Origin of the sequence: Enterobacter sp. S-33 (assembly GCF_028735835.1) — a bacterium.
Classification (GTDB): domain Bacteria; phylum Pseudomonadota; class Gammaproteobacteria; order Enterobacterales; family Enterobacteriaceae; genus Enterobacter; species Enterobacter vonholyi.
In genome coordinates, this window is the sequence record NZ_CP117838.1 from 1,243,701 (window position 1) to 1,265,806 (window position 22,106).

General features: G+C 53.3%; 24 protein-coding genes. 5 read left to right on the plus strand and 19 right to left on the minus strand.

The genetic code is table 11. The features are described from left to right. Positions 1-4: 4 nt before the first annotated feature. Positions 5-94 (minus strand): small membrane protein YldA, encoded by a 90-nt coding sequence (gene yldA, locus PUP35_RS05780; RefSeq protein ID WP_271367125.1) that lies wholly within the window; start codon positions 92-94, stop codon positions 5-7. A gap of 139 nt (positions 95-233) precedes the next feature. Beyond that, complete coding sequence (gene rnk, locus PUP35_RS05785) at positions 234-644, minus strand: nucleoside diphosphate kinase regulator (RefSeq protein WP_033144918.1); 411 nt, start codon at positions 642-644, stop codon at positions 234-236. 246 nt (positions 645-890) lie between these two features. Here rnk and PUP35_RS05790 point away from each other — a divergent pair, with 246 nt between their 5' ends. Beyond that, positions 891-1,508: a flavin reductase family protein gene (locus PUP35_RS05790; RefSeq protein ID WP_111964405.1), complete on the plus strand. Its 618-nt coding sequence runs from the start codon at positions 891-893 to the stop codon at positions 1,506-1,508. Here the strand turns inward: PUP35_RS05790 and rna are convergent. Beyond that, the gene (gene rna / locus PUP35_RS05795; protein ID WP_274242314.1) at positions 1,502-2,311 is read right to left on the minus strand and encodes a ribonuclease I; all 810 of its coding nucleotides are present in this window, start codon (positions 2,309-2,311) and stop codon (positions 1,502-1,504) included. The two genes, PUP35_RS05790 and rna, sit on opposite strands and share 7 nt — an antisense overlap. 94 nt (positions 2,312-2,405) lie before the next feature. Then, a complete protein-coding gene (gene dcuC, locus PUP35_RS05800) occupies positions 2,406-3,773 on the minus strand; it encodes an anaerobic C4-dicarboxylate transporter DcuC (RefSeq protein ID WP_127730028.1) in 1,368 nt (455 codons plus the stop codon). Between the two features lie 393 nt (positions 3,774-4,166). On the opposite strand from dcuC, the gene pagP reads away from it, so the two are divergent. Together pagP and cspE are read left to right on the plus strand one after the other, a co-directional pair. Beyond that, a complete protein-coding gene (gene pagP, locus PUP35_RS05805) occupies positions 4,167-4,784 on the plus strand; it encodes a lipid IV(A) palmitoyltransferase PagP (RefSeq protein WP_274242315.1) in 618 nt (205 codons plus the stop codon). 190 nt (positions 4,785-4,974) lie between these two features. Beyond that, positions 4,975-5,184, plus strand: coding sequence for a transcription antiterminator/RNA stability regulator CspE (gene cspE, locus PUP35_RS05810; RefSeq protein WP_002439184.1), 210 nt, complete (start codon positions 4,975-4,977; stop codon positions 5,182-5,184). 219 nt (positions 5,185-5,403) lie between these two features. On the opposite strand, the gene crcB is transcribed toward cspE, so the two are convergent. After that, positions 5,404-5,787: a fluoride efflux transporter CrcB gene (gene crcB, locus PUP35_RS05815; protein ID WP_008501029.1), complete on the minus strand. Its 384-nt coding sequence runs from the start codon at positions 5,785-5,787 to the stop codon at positions 5,404-5,406. A gap of 67 nt (positions 5,788-5,854) precedes the next feature. On the opposite strand from crcB, the gene PUP35_RS05820 reads away from it, so the two are divergent. Next, the gene (locus tag PUP35_RS05820) at positions 5,855-6,643 is read left to right on the plus strand and encodes a deaminated glutathione amidase (RefSeq protein ID WP_115874488.1); all 789 of its coding nucleotides are present in this window, start codon (positions 5,855-5,857) and stop codon (positions 6,641-6,643) included. A 125-nt stretch (positions 6,644-6,768) separates the two neighbouring features. After that, the gene (gene tatE, locus PUP35_RS05825) at positions 6,769-6,972 is read left to right on the plus strand and encodes a twin-arginine translocase subunit TatE (protein WP_023310742.1); all 204 of its coding nucleotides are present in this window, start codon (positions 6,769-6,771) and stop codon (positions 6,970-6,972) included. 81 nt (positions 6,973-7,053) lie between these two features. Here tatE and lipA read toward each other — a convergent pair whose 3' ends face one another. From lipA to leuS, 14 genes are all read right to left on the minus strand, one after another. Continuing rightward, positions 7,054-8,019, minus strand: coding sequence for a lipoyl synthase (lipA, locus tag PUP35_RS05830; protein WP_028019480.1), 966 nt, complete (start codon positions 8,017-8,019; stop codon positions 7,054-7,056). Positions 8,020-8,226: 207 nt separating this feature from the next. After that, positions 8,227-9,180: a YbeF family transcriptional regulator gene (locus tag PUP35_RS05835; RefSeq protein ID WP_115874489.1), complete on the minus strand. Its 954-nt coding sequence runs from the start codon at positions 9,178-9,180 to the stop codon at positions 8,227-8,229. 291 nt (positions 9,181-9,471) lie between these two features. Next, positions 9,472-10,113 carry a lipoyl(octanoyl) transferase LipB gene (gene lipB / locus PUP35_RS05840; protein WP_274242316.1) on the minus strand — a complete coding sequence of 214 codons (642 nt, stop codon included), beginning with the start codon at positions 10,111-10,113 and terminating at the stop codon, positions 9,472-9,474. Between the two features lie 94 nt (positions 10,114-10,207). Next, positions 10,208-10,471 (minus strand): DUF493 family protein YbeD, encoded by a 264-nt coding sequence (gene ybeD, locus PUP35_RS05845; RefSeq protein ID WP_006177135.1) that lies wholly within the window; start codon positions 10,469-10,471, stop codon positions 10,208-10,210. Between the two features lie 106 nt (positions 10,472-10,577). Continuing rightward, positions 10,578-11,789, minus strand: coding sequence for a D-alanyl-D-alanine carboxypeptidase DacA (dacA, locus tag PUP35_RS05850; protein ID WP_032638844.1), 1,212 nt, complete (start codon positions 11,787-11,789; stop codon positions 10,578-10,580). 139 nt (positions 11,790-11,928) lie between these two features. Beyond that, positions 11,929-13,041 carry an endolytic peptidoglycan transglycosylase RlpA gene (gene rlpA / locus PUP35_RS05855; RefSeq protein WP_274242317.1) on the minus strand — a complete coding sequence of 371 codons (1,113 nt, stop codon included), beginning with the start codon at positions 13,039-13,041 and terminating at the stop codon, positions 11,929-11,931. A gap of 16 nt (positions 13,042-13,057) precedes the next feature. Next, the gene (gene mrdB, locus PUP35_RS05860; RefSeq protein WP_023310746.1) at positions 13,058-14,170 is read right to left on the minus strand and encodes a peptidoglycan glycosyltransferase MrdB; all 1,113 of its coding nucleotides are present in this window, start codon (positions 14,168-14,170) and stop codon (positions 13,058-13,060) included. Positions 14,171-14,172: 2 nt separating this feature from the next. Continuing rightward, positions 14,173-16,074 (minus strand): peptidoglycan DD-transpeptidase MrdA, encoded by a 1,902-nt coding sequence (mrdA, locus tag PUP35_RS05865; protein ID WP_008501038.1) that lies wholly within the window; start codon positions 16,072-16,074, stop codon positions 14,173-14,175. Between the two features lie 28 nt (positions 16,075-16,102). Next, positions 16,103-16,570: a 23S rRNA (pseudouridine(1915)-N(3))-methyltransferase RlmH gene (rlmH, locus tag PUP35_RS05870; protein WP_274242318.1), complete on the minus strand. Its 468-nt coding sequence runs from the start codon at positions 16,568-16,570 to the stop codon at positions 16,103-16,105. A 3-nt stretch (positions 16,571-16,573) separates the two neighbouring features. Further along, on the minus strand, positions 16,574-16,891 hold the full coding sequence (gene rsfS / locus PUP35_RS05875; RefSeq protein WP_023334893.1) for a ribosome silencing factor: 318 nt from the start codon (positions 16,889-16,891) through the stop codon (positions 16,574-16,576). A 269-nt stretch (positions 16,892-17,160) separates the two neighbouring features. Beyond that, positions 17,161-17,826 (minus strand): nicotinate-nucleotide adenylyltransferase, encoded by a 666-nt coding sequence (gene nadD, locus PUP35_RS05880; RefSeq protein ID WP_136195347.1) that lies wholly within the window; start codon positions 17,824-17,826, stop codon positions 17,161-17,163. Further along, a complete protein-coding gene (holA, locus tag PUP35_RS05885; protein ID WP_115874492.1) occupies positions 17,819-18,850 on the minus strand; it encodes a DNA polymerase III subunit delta in 1,032 nt (343 codons plus the stop codon). Before holA ends, nadD begins: the two co-directional genes overlap by 8 nt. Next, on the minus strand, positions 18,850-19,419 hold the full coding sequence (lptE, locus tag PUP35_RS05890) for an LPS assembly lipoprotein LptE (protein ID WP_274242319.1): 570 nt from the start codon (positions 19,417-19,419) through the stop codon (positions 18,850-18,852). The genes holA and lptE overlap by 1 nt, the downstream gene beginning before the upstream one ends. Positions 19,420-19,433: 14 nt before the next feature. Beyond that, positions 19,434-22,016: a leucine--tRNA ligase gene (leuS, locus tag PUP35_RS05895; RefSeq protein WP_146749031.1), complete on the minus strand. Its 2,583-nt coding sequence runs from the start codon at positions 22,014-22,016 to the stop codon at positions 19,434-19,436. Between the last annotated feature and the right edge of the window lie 90 nt (positions 22,017-22,106).

Here is a 22,106-nt window from a genome sequence, read left to right on the forward strand (position 1 = left end):
TCGCTTAACTGTGGCGTTCAAGATAAAGCACGGCCGCGACGATAATCGCCACAATAATGAGAAAAATAAGTGTGATAGCCAGTATCTCACTCATGACCGTCCCCGCGGCACCAAAACAGATTAAGCGTGGGTTAAGGGTCTTTTGCGCGATATAAGAAAATGGGGTGAATTTACGGAAAGAGGATGCGGCTGCATCCTCTGTGCAAAGCGGGTGGGCGCTTGTTCAGAAGTGTTTAACGCAGGTAATCGCCCGCAGCTTCTGGCTGGTAGAGCAACGCCAGTACTTCCAGATGGGCAGAGGCGCCGCCCGGCAATTCCCAGTGGATCGTATCTCCCGTACGCAGCCCCAGCAGTGCGGCACCCACAGGGGCCAGAACAGAAAGCTGTGTGCTGCTGTCGGTCATCTGAGCCGGATAAACCAGCGTACGGGTCAACTCTTCACCGGTGGTCAGGTTGCGGAATTTCACCTGGCTATTCATAGTGACCACGTCATGCGGCATCGTCTCAGGCGTGCACATCTGTGCCCGGTCGAGCTCCTCATTAAGGGCGTCGGCCACGGGGAGCGAGGCGAACTCCGCTTTTTCCAGCAGCCTGTCGATACGTTCTGCGTCGAGCTCATTGATGATAATGGTAGGTCTGGACATTTTTTACTCCATGTCGTTAATGCTGCGTCTAACGCAGAAACTGATCCAAAAGAAAACCCTCGCCGTCTGGCAGCGAGGGTTTAACTCTCCCGATGATACTGGCTGAGCGCGCAAGTTTGAAGTGATGAAGGTCACATTCATGGCCCATATGAATTTTCGCTGAAATTTATTCAGTCTTCATTCCCGGCGGAATACGTTACGCTGAGTGTCCTGAATCCGGGCGTTGCCCGCCAACGAGAGAGCGCTATGTACTTCTATCAACCGTCCCAGGGGCACGGCCTGCCGCATGACCCGCTAAACGCCATTATTGGTCCACGTCCGATTGGCTGGATCTCCTCCTGCGATAAGGCCGGTCAGCTCAATCTCGCGCCGTATAGCTTCTTTAACTGCTTTAACTATCGCCCGCCGATCATCGGCTTTTCCAGCAACGGCTGGAAGGACAGCGTGCGTAATATTACCGAAACAAAGGAATTTGTCTGGAACCTGGCAACGCGCGATCTCGCGCACGCGATGAATCAAACCTCTGCAATGCTTCCGCACGATCGGGATGAATTTAGCTTTGCCGGGCTCACGCCAGCGGCAAGTCAACTGGTTAACGCGCCCCGCGTCGCAGAAAGCCCGGTGAACTTTGAGTGCCGCCTGTCGCAGTGCATTCAGCTTACCGGTGCCGACGGCACACCGGTCGATACCTGGCTGGTGTTGGGGGAGGTGGTCGGTATCCATATTGCCGAAACGCTGCTGGAAGAGGGGATATACCAGACGGCGAAAGCGCAGCCCATCCTGCGTGCAGGTGGGCCGACGGCGTATTATGGCATCAGTGACGAAAACCGGTTTGATATGGTGCGCCCGACTGTGGGTCAGTAACCTGCTTTATCAATCACGAATTGATTTCCGCAGTTACCTGGATGTGGCTGCGGCGCAAATGACGCTGCAGAAAGCGGGTTGTTGATAGTGTCAGCCTTCAGCGAAATCTGCATCTCGGTCAGATACGCCGGGTTGCCGTTGCATGTCAGCTTGATCGCTTTGATGTTCTCCCTGCCCCAGCTTCTGGCAACGGCACTGTCAAAGTCGCTGCGATTGACGGGTTTTCCGTAGTTATCGGCAAGGAATTTACCGACCGCACTGTTTTTAACTTCCTGGTTCATTCGCACCATCGTGCCGAAATAGGCATCCGGATCGAAACCAAAGCAGACGCCATGTTTGGCGTATTCGTAGCGTTCCAGGCAGGAATTACCGCCTGCACCCGGCATCACGTCGTTGAGCTTTGCGGCAGCGGAAAGCGACAGCCCGGTTTCGGCGGCATCGCATTTGCGGCTGGCCTTCACTTCCGGCATGTTTGGAATGGGGCGCGTGGCGCAGCCAAAACGCATCCATCGACGCTCATCCACCCCGCGTGCGGCGATGGATTTTGGCAGGCCGGGCCATAGTCCGTGAACGGTCAGAAAATCGGCTTTATTATCACGCTCTTTTTGCAGGCGACATTCGTCAGGTTCATTGCGGTTGCGTTCGACCATGCTCTGGCAAAACCCGGTTTGCCAGGACAGAGCCAACACATAGCGATCGAAATCGCCGTACTGTGTTGCCTTCAGCGGTTCCGCCTGTGCGGAGAAGATACAGAGAGCAAGCGCCATTGCGCCAGACGGGACGACGATATCCTTCCTGAACATATGATTTCCTGATCGAATGAGCACGATTAATTTCTGGAAGTTATTAAAGCACAAAAAGCGCCCGCAGGCGCTTTTTGGATATCAGTAATTTAGCTTAGGCCGCGCCGGGAACCAGCACTTCCGTGGCGATAATCACGATAATCAGACCAACCAGAACGGGTACTGAGGTGCGCTTGACGACTTCAAATGGCGAGATTTTCGCCATTCCGGCAACGGCAACGACCACGCCCGACACCGGCGAAATGGTACGGCCCAGGTTTGACGCCTGCAGCATGGGAATGGAGAGATAGGCCGGGTTAATACCGGACGAGTGAGCCAGCTTCGGGATCATCTCAACGAAAGCGTAGAAAGGGGCATTGCCGGAACCGGTGGTCATCGCCGCCAGCATGGTCAGCACCACCAGAACCAGCATCAGGATAATACTGGCCGAGCCGAACGAGGTGGCGATAGAGATCAGGCTCTGGATAAAGCCGATCGTGCTCAGACCCTGGGCAAAAACGCCCGCTGCAACCAGCAGAATCACCACGCCAGCGAAGGCATCCGCCATACCGCGATACGCTACTTCCAGACCCGAGAAGACCTTTTGCGTGTTAAAACCGCGCACAAACTCCAGCGCGGCGGCAAGCAGCATACAGATAACCAGAATGGTGATGATGTGCAGCTGTGGACCCCATTTGCCGTCAAAAATCAGCACTCCGACGATCGGAGTGAACGGCAGAATGGCATAGAGCGCGGGAGCGGTGGTGGTGATTTCACTCACATCCATCATTTCATGGCTAATGTTTTCTTTCTTATCGAGATAGCGTTGCCAGAAGAAATGCGCGATCCCCATGCCCACTATGGCAACGATTGAGATCGGTAACGTGGTTTTAAAGGCGAAGTCGATGAGTGACATCTCCGCCGCCTTTGCCGCCAGCACAACGTCGCCGGAGGTCGGGGAGAGAATAATGGCTGCCGGAGACGCACAAATTGCCGCGGCCGCGCCACGGCTGATGCCCACGTTCACCATAACCGGGAACAGCGTGGCCATCAGCAGTACGCCAAGTCCGGTAGCCGACGAAACGGCCAGCGACATCAGGCAGGCGAGGAAATAGGCCGCGACCATAAGCAGATATGGCGAATTGATGTATTGCAGAGGTTTGGAGGCAAGCTTAACGACCATATCGTTAGCGCCGATGTGGGTCATATAGGCCGCAAAACCACACAGCATCATGATCATCATGCCCAGATCGCCGCCGCGGCTCATGAGCAATATTTTAATGTATTCAACAATATCTGTAGCGCTGTAACCGGTGCTGGTCGCGCTGGCAGGTAACACCTGATGCCCCATTATTGCGCTGATAATCAGCAGTGTTAAACCGCCAACAAATAATACGCCCGTGGCCGAGTAGCCTTTAATGATGTAGCGTGCGACGCCGACAATGACGACGACTCCAATAAGGAGTTCGAATAGCGTAAGCATGATTTCCCCTGTATCTCTGCTGCAATGGAGCACAAAAAATCAATAAAAAAAAGAATGATGAAAATGTGCCGAATAATTGGCCTGTTCTTGCTGATTAAAATCAATAAACAGACGACTAGAGAACAGAACAACCGTGTTTTTGCCATGGTTCATACATTTATGTCATGAGGCCCTTGACCGTCAGAAATAGCGCAACATGACCCAATAATGATAACAAATTGTTAATGCTTTGTGTGGTTTTGCATGTCACTGATTAAGAAGGCTAAAGTATAAGACCACACTCCGAATGGGTTTATTTGAGCGTGCTGCATGCTTTCTTTAAGAATATTCCCGGAAAGAGGCCGAATAATTAGGAATAACGCCGATGTCGTTAAGACTTGATTCAACTACTTTATGGTAAACTTTGCTTCGAATACTAAGAATGGTAATTGCATTGTGATCGTACGTAATACATTTCTCTCTATTTTGTTGTTTATTTTTGGGCAGTTAACGTTTTCTTCTGTTGCACAGGCAGAAGGCAAAGAGGCGGATAAAGGCTGGTTCTCAACCTTTACGGATAATGTTTCCCAGACATGGACTGCACCTGAACATTATGATCTCTATGTTCCGGCAATAACGTGGCATGCGCGGTTTGCTTATGACAAAGAGAAAACCGATAAATACAACGAGCGTCCATGGGGTGCGGGTTTTGGTCAGTCGCGCTGGGATGAGAAGGGAAACTGGCATGGCATCTATCTGATGGCCTTCAAAGATTCGTTTAATAAATGGGAGCCGATTGGTGGTTATGGTTGGGAGAAAACCTGGCGCCCGCTAGCGGACGAAAACTTCCACGTCGGTTTGGGCTATACCGCCGGGGTCACTGCACGTGACAACTGGAACTACATCCCGATCCCAGTGCTGCTGCCTTTGGCCTCTATTGGCTATGGCCCCGCAACGTTCCAGATGACCTACATTCCGGGTACGTACAACAACGGTAACGTTTACTTCGCCTGGATGCGTTTTCAGTTTTAACTGATAAAACGTTACATGCTGGTGAAAAAACGCGCAGACGTTGATTCATAAGCGATAAAAATCTGTCAGTGAAAATTAACGCGACTTTAGTCACTTTTTATTAAAGATCCGCTGGACAAAAGGTCCCACAATTGATGTACTGATAACCGACACAGCATTTGTGTCGTTTTTTAATGTAAAGGTAATTTTGATGTCTAAGATTAAAGGTAACGTTAAGTGGTTTAATGAGTCCAAAGGATTCGGTTTCATTACTCCTGAAGATGGCAGCAAAGACGTGTTCGTACACTTCTCTGCAATCCAGTCTAATGGTTTCAAAACTCTGGCTGAAGGTCAGCGTGTAGAGTTCGAAATCACTAACGGTGCCAAAGGCCCTTCTGCTGCTAACGTAATCGCTCTGTAATTCAGACGCATCAGCAAGAATTTCAAAACCCGCTCAACGAGCGGGTTTTTTTCGTGTTGAATCAGCCAAGCAGATACATTTTCAGGAAGCTGGCAACGATCAGCACGCTCAATAACACCATTCCTGCGCTCATCAGACTCTGTTTCATTCTGTCACCCTCGTTCAGTACTGCATTCAGAGTGACAGAGAAAAATTAAGCCAACATTAACGGTTCGGCTGTTAATGCGCGCTTGCGGAAGAAAATAGCCAAAATGCGATCCCCGTCATCGCAAAAGAGCCGAGCATATTGATCGCCATATTCATCAGCGCCCAGCCGATACGGCCTTCCTGAAAGAGAAAAACTGTCTCCGCAGAAAAGGTTGAGAAGGTGGTCAAACCGCCGCAAAATCCGGTGGTAATCAATACTTTCCACATTGGGTCGATGTGCGTCATTCGGTTAAACCAGGCCAGCCCCATGCCAATGATAAAAGCACCAATCAGGTTAGCGGCAAGCGTCCCCATGGGAATCGCCTGATGCAGGGGATTAAACCGCATACTCAGAAACCACCGCGCAACGCTACCCGTTCCCCCACCAATAAAAACGGCTAAAAGTAGTTGTAACACGCTAAATACCTGCTATTTGATGTGTAAGAGAAGCGAGTTTAACGCCGTTTATGATAAGGGGACAAATATGTATGTTGCGGTAGGGCAGTTTGTGGTCACGCCTGAGTGGCATAAAAATGCGCTCACGTGCGTCAACCTGATGAAGCAGGCCGGGCAGAAAGGGGCGTCGCTGCTGGTTCTTCCCGAGGCGCTGCTGGCCAGGGATGATAATGACCCGGATTTATCCGTGAAGTCCGCGCAGCCGCTGGACGGCGAATTTTTACAACATTTGCTCGCCCAGAGCGCGGGCAATACGATGACGACAATCTTAACGATCCATGTCCCCTCCACGCCGGGTCGCGCAGTGAATACGCTGGTGGCGATTCGTGACGGGGCCATAGTCGCACATTACGCCAAGCTTCATCTCTATGACGCGTTCAGCATCCAGGAGTCGAGGCTCGTTGACCCCGGAGACAATATCCCACCGCTGCTGGAGATTGACGGATTCAGGATCGGGCTGATGACCTGCTATGACCTGCGTTTTCCCGAGCTGGCGCTGCATCTGGCGCTGCAGGGTGCGGACATGCTGGTGCTGCCTGCCGCGTGGGTCAAAGGGCCGTTAAAAGAGCACCACTGGGCAACGCTGCTTGCGGCACGCGCGCTGGATACCACCTGCTATGTCGTTGCCGCAGGAGAATGTGGCACGAAAAACATCGGGCAAAGCAGGGTGGTTGATCCGCTGGGGGTGACGATAGCCGCCGCCGCTGAAGCCCCGGACTTGCTGGTTGCGGAGATAAAACCAGAGAGAATTGCGCTTGCGCGTCAGCAATTACCCGTTCTTCTTAATCGTCGGTTTGCGCCACCGCAATTATTGTGATGTTTTTTTCAACAATGCTTGATTCACCTTGTTACAGATTGCTATTGTGTGCACGCGCTAAATGACCGTTAATACAATCAGGTTTTGGCGCTGAATGCAGCCTGTTATAAGTAAAGAAGGTATCTATGGGTGAGATTAGTATTACCAAACTGCTGGTGGTTGCCGCACTGGTCGTCCTGCTGTTTGGTACCAAGAAGTTACGCACGCTGGGTGGTGACCTGGGGGCTGCCATCAAAGGCTTTAAGAAAGCGATGAACGATGATGATGCAGCGGCGAAGAAAAGCGCCGAGGATGACGTCCCGGCAGATAAGCTTTCTCACAAAGAGTGACAGCATCGCCCAAGGGCTTGCGAAAAAAAACCGGCTCATGTGGCCGGTTTTTTTGTATTACTGTAAATGAATATTACAGCATTATTTCACTTCTTCGCCTTTAGCCTGCATATCGGCATGGTATGAAGAGCGAACAAATGGGCCGCATGCTGCGTGGGTGAAGCCCATCGCCATCGCTTCGGCTTTCATTTCATCGAACTCGTCCGGGCTCACGTAGCGCTGTACCGGCAGGTGGTGACGGCTTGGCTGGAGATACTGTCCCAGGGTTAACATGGTCACACCGTGGCGGCGAAGATCGCGCATCACCTCGATGATTTCGTCGTTAGTTTCACCCAGACCCACCATCAGACCAGACTTAGTCGGAATATGTGGATGCGCTTCTTTGAAACGCTCCAGCAGTTTCAGAGACCAGTTATAGTCAGCACCCGGGCGTACCTGACGGTAGATACGCGGCACGTTCTCCAGATTGTGGTTAAACACATCTGGCGGCGTAGCGGTGAGGATATCCAGCGCGCGGTCCATACGGCCACGGAAGTCAGGCACCAGCGTCTCGATTTTGATGTTTGGACTTTTCTCGCGAATGGCCGTAATACAGTCGGCGAAGTGCTGCGCTCCGCCGTCACGCAGATCGTCACGGTCAACGGAGGTGATAACTACGTAACGCAGCGCCATGTCGGCGATAGTCTGCGCCAGCTTCTGGGGTTCGTTAGCATCAGGTGCGACTGGACGGCCATGAGCAACATCGCAGAACGGGCAGCGACGGGTACAGATAGCACCCAGAATCATAAACGTCGCGGTACCGTGATTGAAACATTCAGCAAGGTTCGGACAAGAGGCTTCTTCACAAACGGAGTGAAGGCCATTCTTGCGCATCGCCGCTTTGATCCCCTGGATACGCGAAGAGTCGGCCGGAAGTTTGATTTTCATCCATTCCGGTTTTCTTAACAGCGCCTCGCGCTCTGTAGCCACGTTTTTAACCGGGATAAGGGCCATTTTATCGGCATCGCGGTATTTAACACCGCGTTCCATCACAATGGGTTTACTCATAGCGTGCGTGTTCCAGTTGCGAATATCGAAGGAAAGCGTTTCAATTCAAGGGAATGTTGTATTTATCAACTATTTTTGAACGAACGACAGGCAGTATATCATTGAAACGGTCGTTAAAGCAGCCTGCCAGATCGCCAATTTGTAAAATAGTTGTTGTTTTGTGCCTTTTGCCCTGCCCGTTGCAGGGACTTGTGCTGGGTAAACCTGTCAGAAGGCCTGACGGATAATGCGGATAACGTTTTCCAGGACCGGATCGCGCAAACTCAGCTTGTTATAATGCAGTGAAATCTCGATAGATTCCGCATTAAGCTGGCTGAGCGGAATGCTTTCCAGCGGCCAGCATTTTCGTAGCAGACTGTACAGGCGTGATGGCATAACGCACAGCATGTCGCTGCTACCGATCAGGGATGCGGTGGTAAACATATTGTAGCTGCTGAAGCTGATCTGTCGTTCAGGGAAAATTTCATCAATGCGCTGACGAAGTGCATGGTTAGACTGCCCTTCGGTCATGAAAGACGAATGGTCGTAGTTGCGAAGGTTTTCGATGGTCAACGGCTCGCTAAGAGCAGGATGCTGCTGGCGGCAAACCAGCACCAGATTATCTGCATAGAGCACATTTTGACCCAGCGCTCTGGCACTGAAGCTGCCGCTTTCTATAATCAGGTCCGTCTGGAACTGGGCAAGTTGAATGTCAGGTTCATTGAGAGGCACATTGCGAAGCAGGAGCTGCGGAGCATGCTCTTTCACGGCCTGAAAGATCGCAGGCATGACCAGTACACCCACAGAAGGGGAACAGCCGATGGTGATGGTTCTTTGCTTATCATAGCTCCCGGTTAAATCCAGTGCGCCCAGAATCGACTCCAGACCCTGGCTGATGTACTCATGCAGATGCGTGGCGTAAGCCGTCGGCGTTACCCCCTGGCCCTTACGGATAAATAACGGGTCAGGAAATATAGCGCGCAGCTTTTGGATTGACTGGCTTATTGCTGAAGGCGTGAGATTAAGAATTTTCGCAGCGTTAACGATACCCTTATGGACATATACTGCCTCAAAAATAGTCAATAAATTGAGATCAATATTACGTAAAGTCCGAAAAATTTGCGGCTTGTCTTCGCCACCAGGTTCATTCAGTCGTTTGGCTGGTAAATTATTATACTCCACGCTTTCACTCCGTATACATTCACAATATGAATGATAGTTGAATTTATTTATTATGCTTGTAGAGATTCGTAAAGTGTTGGTTTTGTTTCACTTGTTTATCAAAAGCAAACACTTGTGTGATAATTGCTCACGTTACTTATGCCGTGTTTGCCGTACTTGCTGGAGGCTAAATAATATGTAGCGGTAATATTCGGGCGCTTCGAAAATATAGAATCTGTGGATTATTGTAAAGCGCAAAAACGGTAAATAAACGGTGGCCCGCCAAATTAGCGAGCCATGTTGTATGATATATTAAGCAACGATATATTCGTGTGGGGGATTGTTAAGTAGTGCTAAAACATTCTTCAAAAGCACGGGACGAATACTGTCTGGCGTAGCGGTTTCAACCCACTGACGCACTTGCGTCATTTCCATGCCGGCGTAGCCGCAGGGGTTTATGCGCTGGAAAGGGGCGAGATCCATATTAATGTTCAATGCCAGGCCGTGGAACGAACAGCCTTTACGAATACGCAGCCCCAGAGAGCAGATCTTCATTTCCCCAACGTACACCCCAGGCGCATCGGCTCGCGGATGCGCATCAATACCATATTCCGCCAGCGTGTTGACGACAGTTTGTTCCAGTAAGGTAACCAGTTCGCGGACGCCCAGCTTTCTGCGCTTCAGGTTGAGCAGGACGTACATCACCTGCTGCCCGGGTCCATGGTAAGTGACCTGACCGCCGCGATCGCTCTGAATAACCGGGATATCTCCCGTCATTAACAAATGTTCTGCTTTACCCGCCTGACCCTGAGTAAATACCGGCAGGTGTTCGACAAGCCAGATCTCATCCGGGGTGCTGTCATCGCGTGAATCGGTGAAGTCATGCATAGCCTGGGAGACAGGCTCATAAGGTTGCAGCCCGAGGTGACGGACCAGAATTTTATCCTGATACAAAACTGCGTCTCCGAAGACGAGGGACAAAAGGTGTGCGGGATTATATCACAGCGGGGAGAGGGGTTACCCGGCAAACCGGGTAACCGCGAAGGGGCTACAGCACCATACGAACAATTTCGATATTGCCGAGTTCTTCGTAAAGCGTTTCAACCTGCTCAATATGTGTCGCAGTGATGGTAATAGAAACCGAGTGGTAGTTGCCCTTGCTGCTTGGTTTTACTGACGGAGAGTAGTCACCGGGCGCATGGCGCTGTACCACTTCAACCACCTGATCAACCAGCTCAGGTTTCGCCAGACCCATTACTTTGTAGGTAAATGAGGTAGGGAATTCAAGCAGTTCGTTAAGTTTGGTTTTCATGTCAGCTCCGGCGTAACGTCAAAAAATAATAACTCCCACGTCAGGTGGGAGTTATCAGGATACTTAGTATATGGGGATCAAAATCACACTTTCAAGTGTTCAATTTTTAACCAAACCAGTGGTGGAACATCAATTTAATGTAATCAATGATTTTGCCGAAGAAATTGCCTTCAGGAATTTCTTGCAGGACCACCAGCGGACGCTGATCGATCGTTTTGCCATCCAGCTGGAAGTTGATGGTGCCCACAACCTGGTTCTTCTGCAGCGGGGCGTGCAACTCGGTGCTGTTCAGTACGTAGCTGGCTTTCAGATCCTTCATACGACCACGCGGAATGGTCAGGTACAGGTCTTTATCAACGCCGAGAGAAGCACGGTCGTTGTCGCCGAACCAGACGGGTTCAGACGCAAACTCTTTGCCTGCTTTCAGTGGATTCACGGTTTCGAAGAAACGGAAGCCCCAGGTCAGCAGTTTCTTGCTTTCTGTTTCACGACCTTTGAAGGTGCGGCCGCCCATCACGGCAGAGATCAGACGCATCTGACCTTCAGTGGCAGAGGCCACCAGGTTGTAGCCCGCTTTGTCGGTGTGGCCAGTTTTGATGCCGTCAACGTTCAGGCTGTTATCCCACAGCAGACCGTTACGGTTGGTCTGACGAATACCGTTGAAAGTGAACTCTTTCTCTTTATAGATAGAGTATTCATTGGGGACATCGCGGATCAGCGCCTGACCAATCAGCGCCATGTCACGCGCGGAGCTGTACTGGCCGTCTGCATCCAGGCCGTGTACGGTCTGGAAATGGCTATTTTTCAGACCCAGCGCGTTCACGTAGCTGTTCATCAGGCCCACGAAGGCGTCCTGGCTACCGGCGGCGAAATCGGCCATTGCCACGCAGGCGTCGTTACCCGACTGCAGGTTGATACCGCGAATCAGCTGGGAAACAGGAACCTGCATACCCGGCTTCAGGAACATCAGAGAGGAACCTTTGAAAACAGGGTTCCCGGTTGCCCACGCATCGTTACCGATGGTGACCAGATCCGATTCTTTGAATTTACCCGCCTTCATCGCCTGGCCGATAACGTAGCTGGTCATCATTTTGGTCAGGCTGGCCGGGTCACGGCGGGCATCGGCATTCTGTTCTGCCAGCACTTTGCCAGAGTTGTAATCGATCAGGATGTAGGATTCCGCGTCGATTTGCGGAACGCCAGGGATCATGGTCTTGATATTCAGGTCATCGGCGTGAGCTGCAGAGAGCGCAGCCGCGCAAAGGGCCGTGGTCAGCGCCATGCGCTGCACAAAACGAGCAGAAAAAGTGGTCTTCATGGTCAGAACTACGACATCCGTGATGGAATTAAAAAAAGTGCCTTACTATAGCAAATGCTATTCAGGCAGGCATCCGACTTTAAGCATGAGTTTGTGAATGCGTTTTACACAAACTGACAATTCGGATACCGCCGGTTAATTATTTTGCAACAGCGATAAATGACTGAAGCTGAGCTTCATTCTGCAGACGCTGCTGCAAGGATGCGGCCTGCGATTTGCTGGCAAACGGCCCCATCTGAATGCGCCAGACCGCACCGTTCTGCTCAACGCGTCCTGGTACGCTAAATTGCTGGCTCAGACGCTGCTGATACTGTTTGGCACGGGCCTGATCGCTCACTGCACCAACCTGAACCACATAGCTGCCGCTGGCTGCTGTTGGAGCCACCACCGCCGCACTTTGCGTGGCCGCGGGCGCCGTTACGGGAGCTTGCTGGGTCGCTGGTGCAGCAACGGGAGCTGGGGCTGGGGTAGGCTCACTGCCTTCCAGCACGCCCGAGGCTAAGGTCGTTGGGGCGCCAAGAAAACCGCTACTCTTTACCGGCGCGCCGGTAGAATCCTCGCTTTGCAGCGTATCATTACTGATCGGGCGGATTTCTCCCCCCGGCTGAGCAGGCTCTGCCGGAGACGAGACGCTTCCCATTCCGCCGTCAAGATTTGGGCGGTCAGGAAGGGCATAGGTTTGTTTTGCGACCGTCGTACACGCGGTTCCCGGCCCGGAGAGCGAACCATCCTGCGCGACGATAATCGGGTCAATACGGACCTTGGTGTTGTTCGAGGTGTTCAGGCGATCGGCAGACGCGCGCGACAGGGAAATCACCCGGTCATTCCCGTACGGGCCGCGGTCGTTGATGCGCACGACGATCATACGGCCGTTCGCCAGGTTGGTGATACGGGCGTAGCTCGGGATAGGCAGCGTCGGATGTGCTGCCGTCAGCTGCATTGGGTCAAACGCTTCCCCGGATGCCGTCAGGTTACTGCCTGGCTCGGCATCATAAATGGCGGCAAAGCCCGCCTGACTGAAACGGGAAGGGTCCTGAACAATTTTATAGCTTTTGCCGTCGCGCTCGTAATCCTGATTGGCACTGGCATTCAGCGGTTCATAAACGGGATCGGCACCGCTGATTTCAACGATCGGGCCATTACACACCGCAGGCTGCGGCGGCGCGACGGTTGCCTGTTGCTGACCATCATCACTTGTGCAGGCCGCAAGTAAACTTGCCGCAATGCAGATCCCCAGCCACTGCTTACGCATTCCGATCCCCTTATTTTTATACGCTTTTTGACAACATTTTTCTGTGGGTATGGATCGACATCACGATACCAAACCCGGCCATCAACACGATCAGTGCCGAGCCTCCGTAACTCACCAGCGGCAGCGGTACGCCTACCACCGGCAGAATACCACTCACCATACCAATATTTACGAAGACATAAACGAATAAAATCAGCATCAACCCGCCAGCCATGACGCGACCAAAGGTGGTTTGCGCGCGTGCTGCAATCCACAATCCACGCATGATCAGCAGTACATAAAGCGCCAGCAATATTAAGATGCCAACCAGTCCCAGTTCTTCCGCCAGTACGGCAAAGATAAAGTCGGTGTGGCGTTCCGGTAAAAATTCCAGCTGAGACTGCGTGCCGTGCAGCCAGCCTTTACCGCGCAGCCCGCCGGAGCCAATCGCAATCTTTGACTGAATAATATGATAGCCCGCGCCCAGCGGATCGGTTTCCGGATCGAGCAGCATCATAACGCGCTGGCGCTGGTAGTCATGCATCAGGAAGAACCACAGGATAGGAATGAAAGCCGCAATCAGCACCACCGCGATACCAATCAGGCGCCAGCTCAGTCCCGACAGGAACAGGACAAACAGGCCGGAGAGGGCAATAAGGATTGAGGTCCCCAGGTCAGGCTGTGCCGCAACCAGCAGCGTTGGCAGGAAAATCAGCACCAGCGCGATAGCGGTATTCTTCAGAGACGGCGGACAGACGTCGCGGTTGATAAAGCGTGCCACCATCAGTGGAACGGCGATTTTGGCAATTTCAGAGGGCTGGAAGCGGACAACGCCCAGATCCAGCCAGCGCTGCGCCCCTTTTGAAATGGCGCCAAACGCATCGACCGCAACCAGCAGAATAATACAGAAGATGTAGAGATAGGGCGCCCAGCCTTCGTAGACGCGCGGCGGGATCTGCGCCATCACCACCATGATAATTAGACCCATGGCGATCTGGCCGATTTTGCGCTCCATCATCCCGATGTCCTGGCCGCTGGCGCTCCAGATAACCAGCGCGCTGTAAACCAGCAGAGCCAGCAGGATCAGCAGCATGGCTGGGTCGATGTGGATTTTGTCCCACAGCGATTTTTTATTTGGATTATCCGTCATGATTATTGGTCCTCCGCCGCAGCGGCGGCCGGGTTTTCAGCCGGCAGTTCGGTGTTGTTATCACCCAGCATAATGTGGTCAAGGATCTGGCGCATGATGGTCCCTACTGCAGGCCCGGCACCGCCGTTCTCGAGAATCATTGCCACCGCGACCTGCGGGTTGTCATAAGGAGCAAACGCCGTCATCAGCTTATGGTCACGCAGACGTTCAGCAATGCGGTGCGCGTTATAGGTTTCATTGGCCTTAAGACCAAACACCTGCGCAGTACCGGACTTCGCCGCCACTTTGTACGGCGTCCCGGCGAAATACTTGTGTGCGGTACCGTTCGGACGGTTTGCCACGCCGTACATACCGTCTTTCGCAATTTCCCAGAAGCCTGAATGTATGTCACCCACCGGGGCTTCATGCGGCTGGTTCCACGGCACTTTTTTGCCGTCTTCAACCGTACTCTGCAGCAGATGCGGCACTTTCACCACGCCGTCATTGATGAGGATCATCATGGCTTTGTTCATCTGAAGCGGCGTTGCCGTCCAGTAGCCCTGACCGATACCCACCGGAATGGTGTCGCCCTGATACCACGGTTTTTTAAAGCGCTTCAGCTTCCATTCGCGCGTCGGCATGTTGCCGGAGCGTTCTTCTGCAAGGTCAACGCCGGTATAGTGTCCGTAGCCGAATTTGCTCATCCATTCTGACAGGCGGTCGATCCCCATGTCATACGCCACCTGATAGAAGAAGGTATCCGCAGACTCCTCCAGCGATTTGGTGACGTTCAGATGACCGTGGCCCCATTTTTTCCAGTCACGATAGCGCTTATCTGAGCCGGGTAGCTGCCACCAGCCTGGGTCAAACAGGCTGGTATTACGGTTGATGACGCCGGCACTCAGCGCAGAAACCGCGACGTACGGTTTAACCGTTGATGCCGGCGGGTAAACCCCTTGCGTTGCACGGTTCACCAGCGGCGTGTTCGGATCGTTCAGCAGACCGGAATAGTCTTTACTGGATATGCCGTCAACGAAGAGGTTCGGGTCATAGCTAGGCATGGAGACCATCGCCAGGATGCCGCCGGTACGAGGATCGGTGACCACAACGGCTGCACGACTGCCCGCCAGCAGGGTTTCAATATACTGCTGAAGCTTGAGGTCGAGCGTCAGATAGACGTCATGCCCCGCCTGAGGCGGCACTTCTTTCAGCTGGCGGATCACGCGGCCACGGTTGTTAACCTCAACCTCTTCATAGCCGGTTTGCCCGTGCAGAACGTCTTCGTAGTAACGTTCGATCCCCAGCTTACCGATATCGTGCGTTGCGGCGTAGTTGGCCAGCTTGCCGTCTTTATCAAGACGGTCAACGTCTTTGTCGTTAATCTTGGAAACGTAGCCAATCACATGCGTCAGCGCGGAGCCGTAGGGATAGTAGCGACGCTTATAGCCCTTCACTTCCACGCCGGGGAAACGGTACTGGTTCACCGCAAAGCGGGCCACCTGGACTTCCGTCAGATTGGTTTTAACCGGAATGGAGGTAAAACGGTGAGAGCGGGCGCGCTCTTTTTTGAAGGCGGCGATATCGTCATCGTTAAGGTCGACAACGCTCTTTAGCGCTTCCAGCGTATCCTGAACGTTATCGACTTTTTCCGGCATCATCTCGATTTGATAGATGGTGCGGTTTAGCGCCAGCGGGGTGCCGTTACGATCGTAAATAATGCCGCGGCTGGGTGCGATAGGCACCAGCTTAATACGGTTTTCGTTTGAACGCGTCTGGTAGTCGGTAAAGCGGACAATTTGCAGATTATAAAGGTTGGCGATCAGCACGCCGGTAAGCAGCAAAATCCCGGTAAAGGCGACCAGCGCCCGGCGCACAAACAGCGCGGACTCAGCCGTATAGTCGCGAAAAGAATTCTGTAGTTTCATCCGCTGCTTAATCTACCCTGGTCAGTCATTACTCGCGGTGATAGGGGTGGTTGGTAGTAATGCTCCACGCGCGATACAGGCTTTCAGCCACCAGTACCCGAACGAGCGGATGGGGAAGCGTCAGCGCGGAGAGGGACCAACTTTGTTCAGCCGCCGCTTTGCAGGCAGGGGATAACCCTTCTGGCCCGCCAATCAACAGACTGACGTCACGGCCATCCTGCTTCCAGCGCTCCAGTTCTTGCGCCAGCTGCGGCGTATCCCAGGGTTTACCTGGAATATCGAGGGTGACGATGCGGTTCTTGACTGCGGCAGCCAGCATCAGTTCGCCCTCTTTATCGAGAATACGTTTGATATCAGCGTTCTTGCCGCGCTTACCGGCGGGAATTTCCACCAGCTCGAACGGCATGTCTTTTGGAAAACGACGCAGATATTCAGTAAAACCGGTTTGTACCCAGTCCGGCATTTTGGTGCCGACGGCGACCAGCTGCAACTTCACGCATTAACCCCAGAGTTTTTCCAGCTCATACAGGCGACGACTCTCGTCCTGCATGACGTGGACAATCACATCGCCGAGGTCGACTACCACCCAGTCAGCCGTCGCTTCACCTTCAACGCCCAGCGGCAACAGCCCTGCTGCACGCGATTCCTGGACCACGTGATCGGCAATCGAAACAACATGACGCGTCGATGTACCGGTGCAGATGATCATGCAGTCGGTGATACTGGATTTACCCTTAACGTCGATAGCGATGATGTCCTGACCTTTCAGGTCATCAATTTTGTCAATAACAAAATCCTGGAGTGCTTTACCCTGCAAGTTTTCCCCCTGGGGTGAATGAGATTGTAAAACTTTGAATTCGTAGCCAGACAGTATACCTGAACTCACGCCTGTGTCGGGACAAATGTCTCCGGTCGGGCTTCAGAAGGCGGGTATCATCCCACCCTCCGCCTGAGATTGCATCGCCATTTTTGTAAAACAATTTCTGTAAAGCAATTATCGGCGGGAAAGTCTGGCAGCGGAGAATAACAGTATGGCTTACCCTGTCAAGGCAGGATAAACAATAAGCCCCTTTTTATGCCCTCCGGCTATTCATCTGCGCTTTTCTGATACAAACCGTGCGCATGGATATAGGCTAACACCGGTGCGGGGAGCAGATCGTCACACGCTAAACCCTGCTGTAAACGCTCACGAATGAGGGTCGCAGAGATATCGAACCACGGCGTTTCCGCAAGATAGATCTTCCCGGCAGGCTGATTATGAAGATCTTCAACATTATCGGTGAGATGGTCTTCCAGCCACTGCTGGTACTGCGCTTCGCGCATGGTCAGCGGATAGCCCGGACGGCGGCAGACCAGCAGGTGGCTGTTGTCCAGAATAGTTTCATACTGATGCCATGTGGGGAAATTCAGCAGGGAATCCTGGCCGATGATAAACGCCAGCGGCTGGTCAGGCCCTTGTTCGGCGCGCCACTCCTGAAGCGTCTGAGATGTCCAGGAGGGTGTGTCGCGACGCAGCTCACGCTCGTCAAGTCGGAAGAGGGGTTTATCTGCAATGGCAAGGGCAAGCATCTCTTTTCGCTGCTCGCTGGTCGCCTCGGGCTGTGGACGATGGGGCGGGACATTGTTGGGCATAATGGTGACGCGCTGAAGGCCGATCAGATTCGCCAGAATTTCAACCGGCTTCAGATGCCCGTAATGTACCGGGTCGAAGGTGCCGCCATATAAGGCCTGTAAAGAATGCATGCTATCCATCAATAAAAACGTCTGCCAGCGCCTTGTGGCAGAGCAGCAGAGAAAGGCTTTCCAGCTCCGCCCACACCGACTGGCCGTAATCTTGTTTTAACGTGAGCTCTGCGCGCATCAGAAGCTGTACAGCCTGACGAAGCTGTTCATGACTCAGGCGGTTGACGGCCTCGGTGGTCAAAGCCCGGCGATTTTGCCACACGCGGTGTTTATCAAACAGCGAACGCAGCGGCGTATGGGCAGACTGACGCTTGAGCGTAATCAGCAGCAGTAATTCGCGCTGCAGCGTACGCAGCAGAATAACGGGTTCGCTCCCTTCGAGACGCAGCTGTTGCAGAATATGCAGGGCGCGTTTGCTTTTCGCCGACAGCAGCGCGTCCACCCAGTGGAACGGCGTGAAGTGTGCCGCGTCGTTAACGGCCTGCTCGACGCGCGGCAAGGTCAGCTTGCCATCCGGCCAGAGCAGGGAGAGTCTGTCCAGCGCCTGTGCCAGTGCAAGCAGATTGCCTTCATAGCAGTAGCAGAGCAGTTGGTTCGCCGCATCATCCAGCTCAAGGTTGTTCTGCTTCGCTCTCGCTGCGACCCATTTTGGCAGATGCGCCTGTTCAGGCGTCTGACAGGTGACCTGCACTGCGTGGGCTGCGAGTTGTGTGAACCACGCCGCGTTTTCCTGCGCTTTGGTGAGCTTGTTACCGCGCACAATCAGCAGCAGATCGCTGTGAAGCAGGCTGACCAGCGTGGCCAGCTGTTCATTGATGGCCGCGTTAGGGCCGTTCTCCGGCAGCAGGATCTGAATAGTCTGGCGCGACGCAAAAAGGCTCATCGCCTGACAGAGTGAGAAGAGGGCATTCCAGTCGGTGCTGTTATCCAGCTGGACGGTGTGGTGTTCATCAAAGCCCTGAGAAGCGGCCTCATGCCGCACGGCATCAAGGCTTTCCTGAAGTAATAACGGATCGTTTCCAAGAAGCAGATACGCCGCGCGCAGCCCTTCTTTGAGCTGCGCGCGGAGTTGTTCAGGATATAGCCTGATCATCATTTACCCAGAGAGTTAGCAGCAGGAAGCGTGCCGGCAAACGGTTTTTCAACAATGTCAGAGCCTTGTTTGGTAGACGCTGCAATACTTGGCAGTTTACGGATCAGCTGTTCCGCCGCCTTGTCGTACATTTCGTTGATGATAATCTGCTGTTCGGCATCTTTTGCCAGCGCCGTCTGCGGGTTATCGAAGAACGAACGGTACACTTTAGCGCTGATTGGGTAGATGTCTTTACCCGGGATCAGGACTGCCGCGTTGACCGTCAGCACCATCTGATACTCTGCGGTACGCCCATCCTGGAAGATAGAGGCTGTATCTCGCGCCAGACCACCTCCTAGCAGACGTAGGGACGGTACATCCTGGCGCAGCGTTTGTTTTTCAACAAGCTCAACGCCGTTCAGACGTAGCTGATTACGAATTGCCCGGCTGAGTGGGCCATTCGGATCTGATGAGTCGAAAATCATCGTTTTCATCTCAGCAGGCACCGCCGTGGTATTGCGCAGGTGCCATCCGCAGCCAGCGGTGACAAGCACCGCCAGTGATAAGAGTATTGTTGCCAGTTGTCGCACGTTTCCTCCCGCGCTTAGCCAACGACCAGATTGAGCAGTTTACCCGGTACGTAGATCACTTTACGTACGGTAACGCCCTCAAGATATTTTGCGACCAGAGGTTCCTGACCCGCGCGCTCGCGAACCTGTTCTTCGGTTGCATCGACCGCCACGGTAATTTTACCGCGGACTTTACCGTTCACCTGAACCACTACCAGCGTGGTGTTTTCCACCATCGCGGCTTCGTCAGCCTGCGGCCACGGCGCGTTGTCGATATCGCCTTCGCCTTTCAGCTCCTGCCACAGGGTAAAGCTAACGTGCGGCGTGAACGGGTTCAGCATGCGAACGACGGCCAGCAGTGCTTCACGCATTAAGGCGCGATCCTGCTCACCGTCCTGCGGGGCCTTCGCCAGCTTGTTCATCAGTTCCATAATAGCCGCAATTGCGGTATTGAAGGTCTGACGACGACCAATATCATCGGTCACTTTCGCAATCGTTTTATGAACATCGCGACGCAGCGCCTGCTGATCTTCAGTCAGTGCGGCGGCGTTCAGCGCCGGGGCATCACCCAGAGCAGTATGTTCATAAACCAGTTTCCAGACGCGTTTCAGGAAACGGTTAGCGCCTTCAACGCCAGATTCCTGCCACTCCAGAGTCATATCAGCCGGAGAGGCAAACATCATGAACAGACGAACGGTGTCAGCACCGTAACGCTCAACCATCACCTGTGGGTCGATACCGTTGTTTTTCGACTTGGACATCTTGCTCATGCCGGTATAAACCAGTTCATGGCCTTCGGCGTCTTTCGCCTTCACGATACGGCCTTTCTCGTCGCGCTCGACAATGGCATCAACCGGAGAAACCCAGTTACGCTCGCCGTTGGCGCCGACGTAATAGAATGCATCTGCCAGCACCATGCCCTGACACAGCAGCTGTTTGGCCGGTTCGTCAGAGTTCACCATGCCCGCATCGCGCATCAGCTTGTGGAAGAAGCGGAAGTAAAGCAGGTGCATGATGGCGTGTTCAATGCCGCCGATGTAGATATCTACCGGCAGCCAGTAGTTTGCCGCTTTGGAATCCAGCATGCCTTCCTGATACTGCGGGCAGGTGTAGCGCGCATAGTACCAGGATGACTCCATAAAGGTGTCAAAGGTGTCGGTTTCGCGCAGCGCAGGCTGACCGTTGACGGTGGTTTTTGCCCACTCAGGATCGGCTTTGATCGGGCTGGTGATGCCGTCCATGACGACGTCTTCCGGCAGGATAACCGGGAGCTGATCTTCCGGCGTTGGCATCACGGTGCCATCTTCCAGCGTCACCATTGGGATCGGTGCACCCCAGTAACGCTGACGGGATACGCCCCAGTCGCGCAGACGGAAGTTAACCTTACGCTCACCCACGCCCAGAGAGGCCAGCTTATCGGCGATGGCGTTGAAGCCCTCTTCGAAGCTCAGACCGCTGAACTCGCCGGAGTTGAACAAGGTACCTTTTTCGGTCAGCGCTTGTTCAGACAGGTCTGGTTCTGAACCGTCAGCCGCCAGGATAACAGGCTTGATGGTCAGGCCATATTTGGTGGCAAATTCGTAGTCGCGCTGATCGTGACCCGGAACGGCCATCACGGCGCCCGTGCCGTATTCCATCAGTACGAAGTTGGCGGCCCAGACAGGGATCGCTTCGCCAGTCAGCGGGTGAATGGCTTTAAAGCCGGTATCAACGCCTTTTTTCTCCATCGTCGCCATATCGGCTTCGGCCACTTTGGTGTTGCGGCACTCGTCGATGAAGGTGGCCAGTTCCGGATTGTTTTCCGCTGCTTTCTGCGCCAGCGGGTGACCTGCGGCCACGGCCAGGTAGGTCGCGCCCATGAAGGTGTCCGGACGGGTGGTGTAGACGGTCAGGGTCTGGTCGTAGTTCTCAACGTTGAAGGTGATTTCCACGCCTTCGGAACGGCCGATCCAGTTGCGCTGCATGGTCTTAACGGTATCTGGCCAGTGGTCCAGGTTATCCAGATCGTTCAGCAGCTCATCAGCATAAGCGGTGATTTTGATAAACCACTGCGGGATCTCTTTACGCTCTACTTTGGTGTCACAGCGCCAGCAGCAGCCATCAATAACCTGTTCGTTCGCGAGAACGGTCTGGTCGTTCGGGCACCAGTTAACGGCAGAGGTCTTCTTATACACCAGCCCTTTTTTGTACAGCTCGGTGAAGAACTTCTGCTCCCAGCGATAGTATTCTGGGGTACAGGTTGCCAGCTCGCGGCTCCAGTCATAGCCAAAGCCCAGCATTTTGAGCTGGTTTTTCATGTACGCGATGTTGTCGTACGTCCACGGTGCCGGTGCGGTGTTGTTTTTGACCGCTGCGCCTTCCGCAGGAAGACCGAACGCATCCCAGCCGATAGGCTGGAGCACGTTTTTGCCGAGCATGCGCTGGTAACGCGCAATCACATCGCCGATGGTGTAGTTACGCACGTGGCCCATGTGTAGTCGACCAGAAGGATAGGGAAGCATCGACAGGCAGTAATACTTCTCTTTGCTCTCGTCTTCGGTTACTTCAAAGGTGCGCTTCTCGTCCCAGTGTTGCTGGACTTTTGATTCTATCTCTTCCGGGCGGTATTGCTCTTGCATGGCAGCCAGTGGTCCTGTTTTCAATACAGCTACAAATGTAGCCAATGGATGTGGTAATTCAGATCCGCATAGCATAGCCCAAACGCCCGC

Coding starts and splice junctions, on each gene's coding strand:
- yldA (WP_271367125.1), bottom strand. CDS start 94: ATGAGTGAGATACTGGCTATCACACTTATTTTTCTCATTATTGTGGCG.
- rnk (WP_033144918.1), bottom strand. CDS start 644: ATGTCCAGACCTACCATTATCATCAATGAGCTCGACGCAGAACGTATC.
- PUP35_RS05790 (WP_111964405.1), top strand. CDS start 891: ATGTACTTCTATCAACCGTCCCAGGGGCACGGCCTGCCGCATGACCCG.
- rna (WP_274242314.1), bottom strand. CDS start 2,311: ATGTTCAGGAAGGATATCGTCGTCCCGTCTGGCGCAATGGCGCTTGCT.
- dcuC (WP_127730028.1), bottom strand. CDS start 3,773: ATGCTTACGCTATTCGAACTCCTTATTGGAGTCGTCGTCATTGTCGGC.
- pagP (WP_274242315.1), top strand. CDS start 4,167: ATGGTAAACTTTGCTTCGAATACTAAGAATGGTAATTGCATTGTGATC.
- cspE (WP_002439184.1), top strand. CDS start 4,975: ATGTCTAAGATTAAAGGTAACGTTAAGTGGTTTAATGAGTCCAAAGGA.
- PUP35_RS05820 (WP_115874488.1), top strand. CDS start 5,855: ATGTATGTTGCGGTAGGGCAGTTTGTGGTCACGCCTGAGTGGCATAAA.
- tatE (WP_023310742.1), top strand. CDS start 6,769: ATGGGTGAGATTAGTATTACCAAACTGCTGGTGGTTGCCGCACTGGTC.
- lipA (WP_028019480.1), bottom strand. CDS start 8,019: ATGAGTAAACCCATTGTGATGGAACGCGGTGTTAAATACCGCGATGCC.
- ybeD (WP_006177135.1), bottom strand. CDS start 10,471: ATGAAAACCAAACTTAACGAACTGCTTGAATTCCCTACCTCATTTACC.
- dacA (WP_032638844.1), bottom strand. CDS start 11,789: ATGAAGACCACTTTTTCTGCTCGTTTTGTGCAGCGCATGGCGCTGACC.
- rlpA (WP_274242317.1), bottom strand. CDS start 13,041: ATGCGTAAGCAGTGGCTGGGGATCTGCATTGCGGCAAGTTTACTTGCG.
- mrdB (WP_023310746.1), bottom strand. CDS start 14,170: ATGACGGATAATCCAAATAAAAAATCGCTGTGGGACAAAATCCACATC.
- mrdA (WP_008501038.1), bottom strand. CDS start 16,074: ATGAAACTACAGAATTCTTTTCGCGACTATACGGCTGAGTCCGCGCTG.
- nadD (WP_136195347.1), bottom strand. CDS start 17,826: ATGGATAGCATGCATTCTTTACAGGCCTTATATGGCGGCACCTTCGAC.
- holA (WP_115874492.1), bottom strand. CDS start 18,850: ATGATCAGGCTATATCCTGAACAACTCCGCGCGCAGCTCAAAGAAGGG.
- leuS (WP_146749031.1), bottom strand. CDS start 22,016: ATGCAAGAGCAATACCGCCCGGAAGAGATAGAATCAAAAGTCCAGCAA.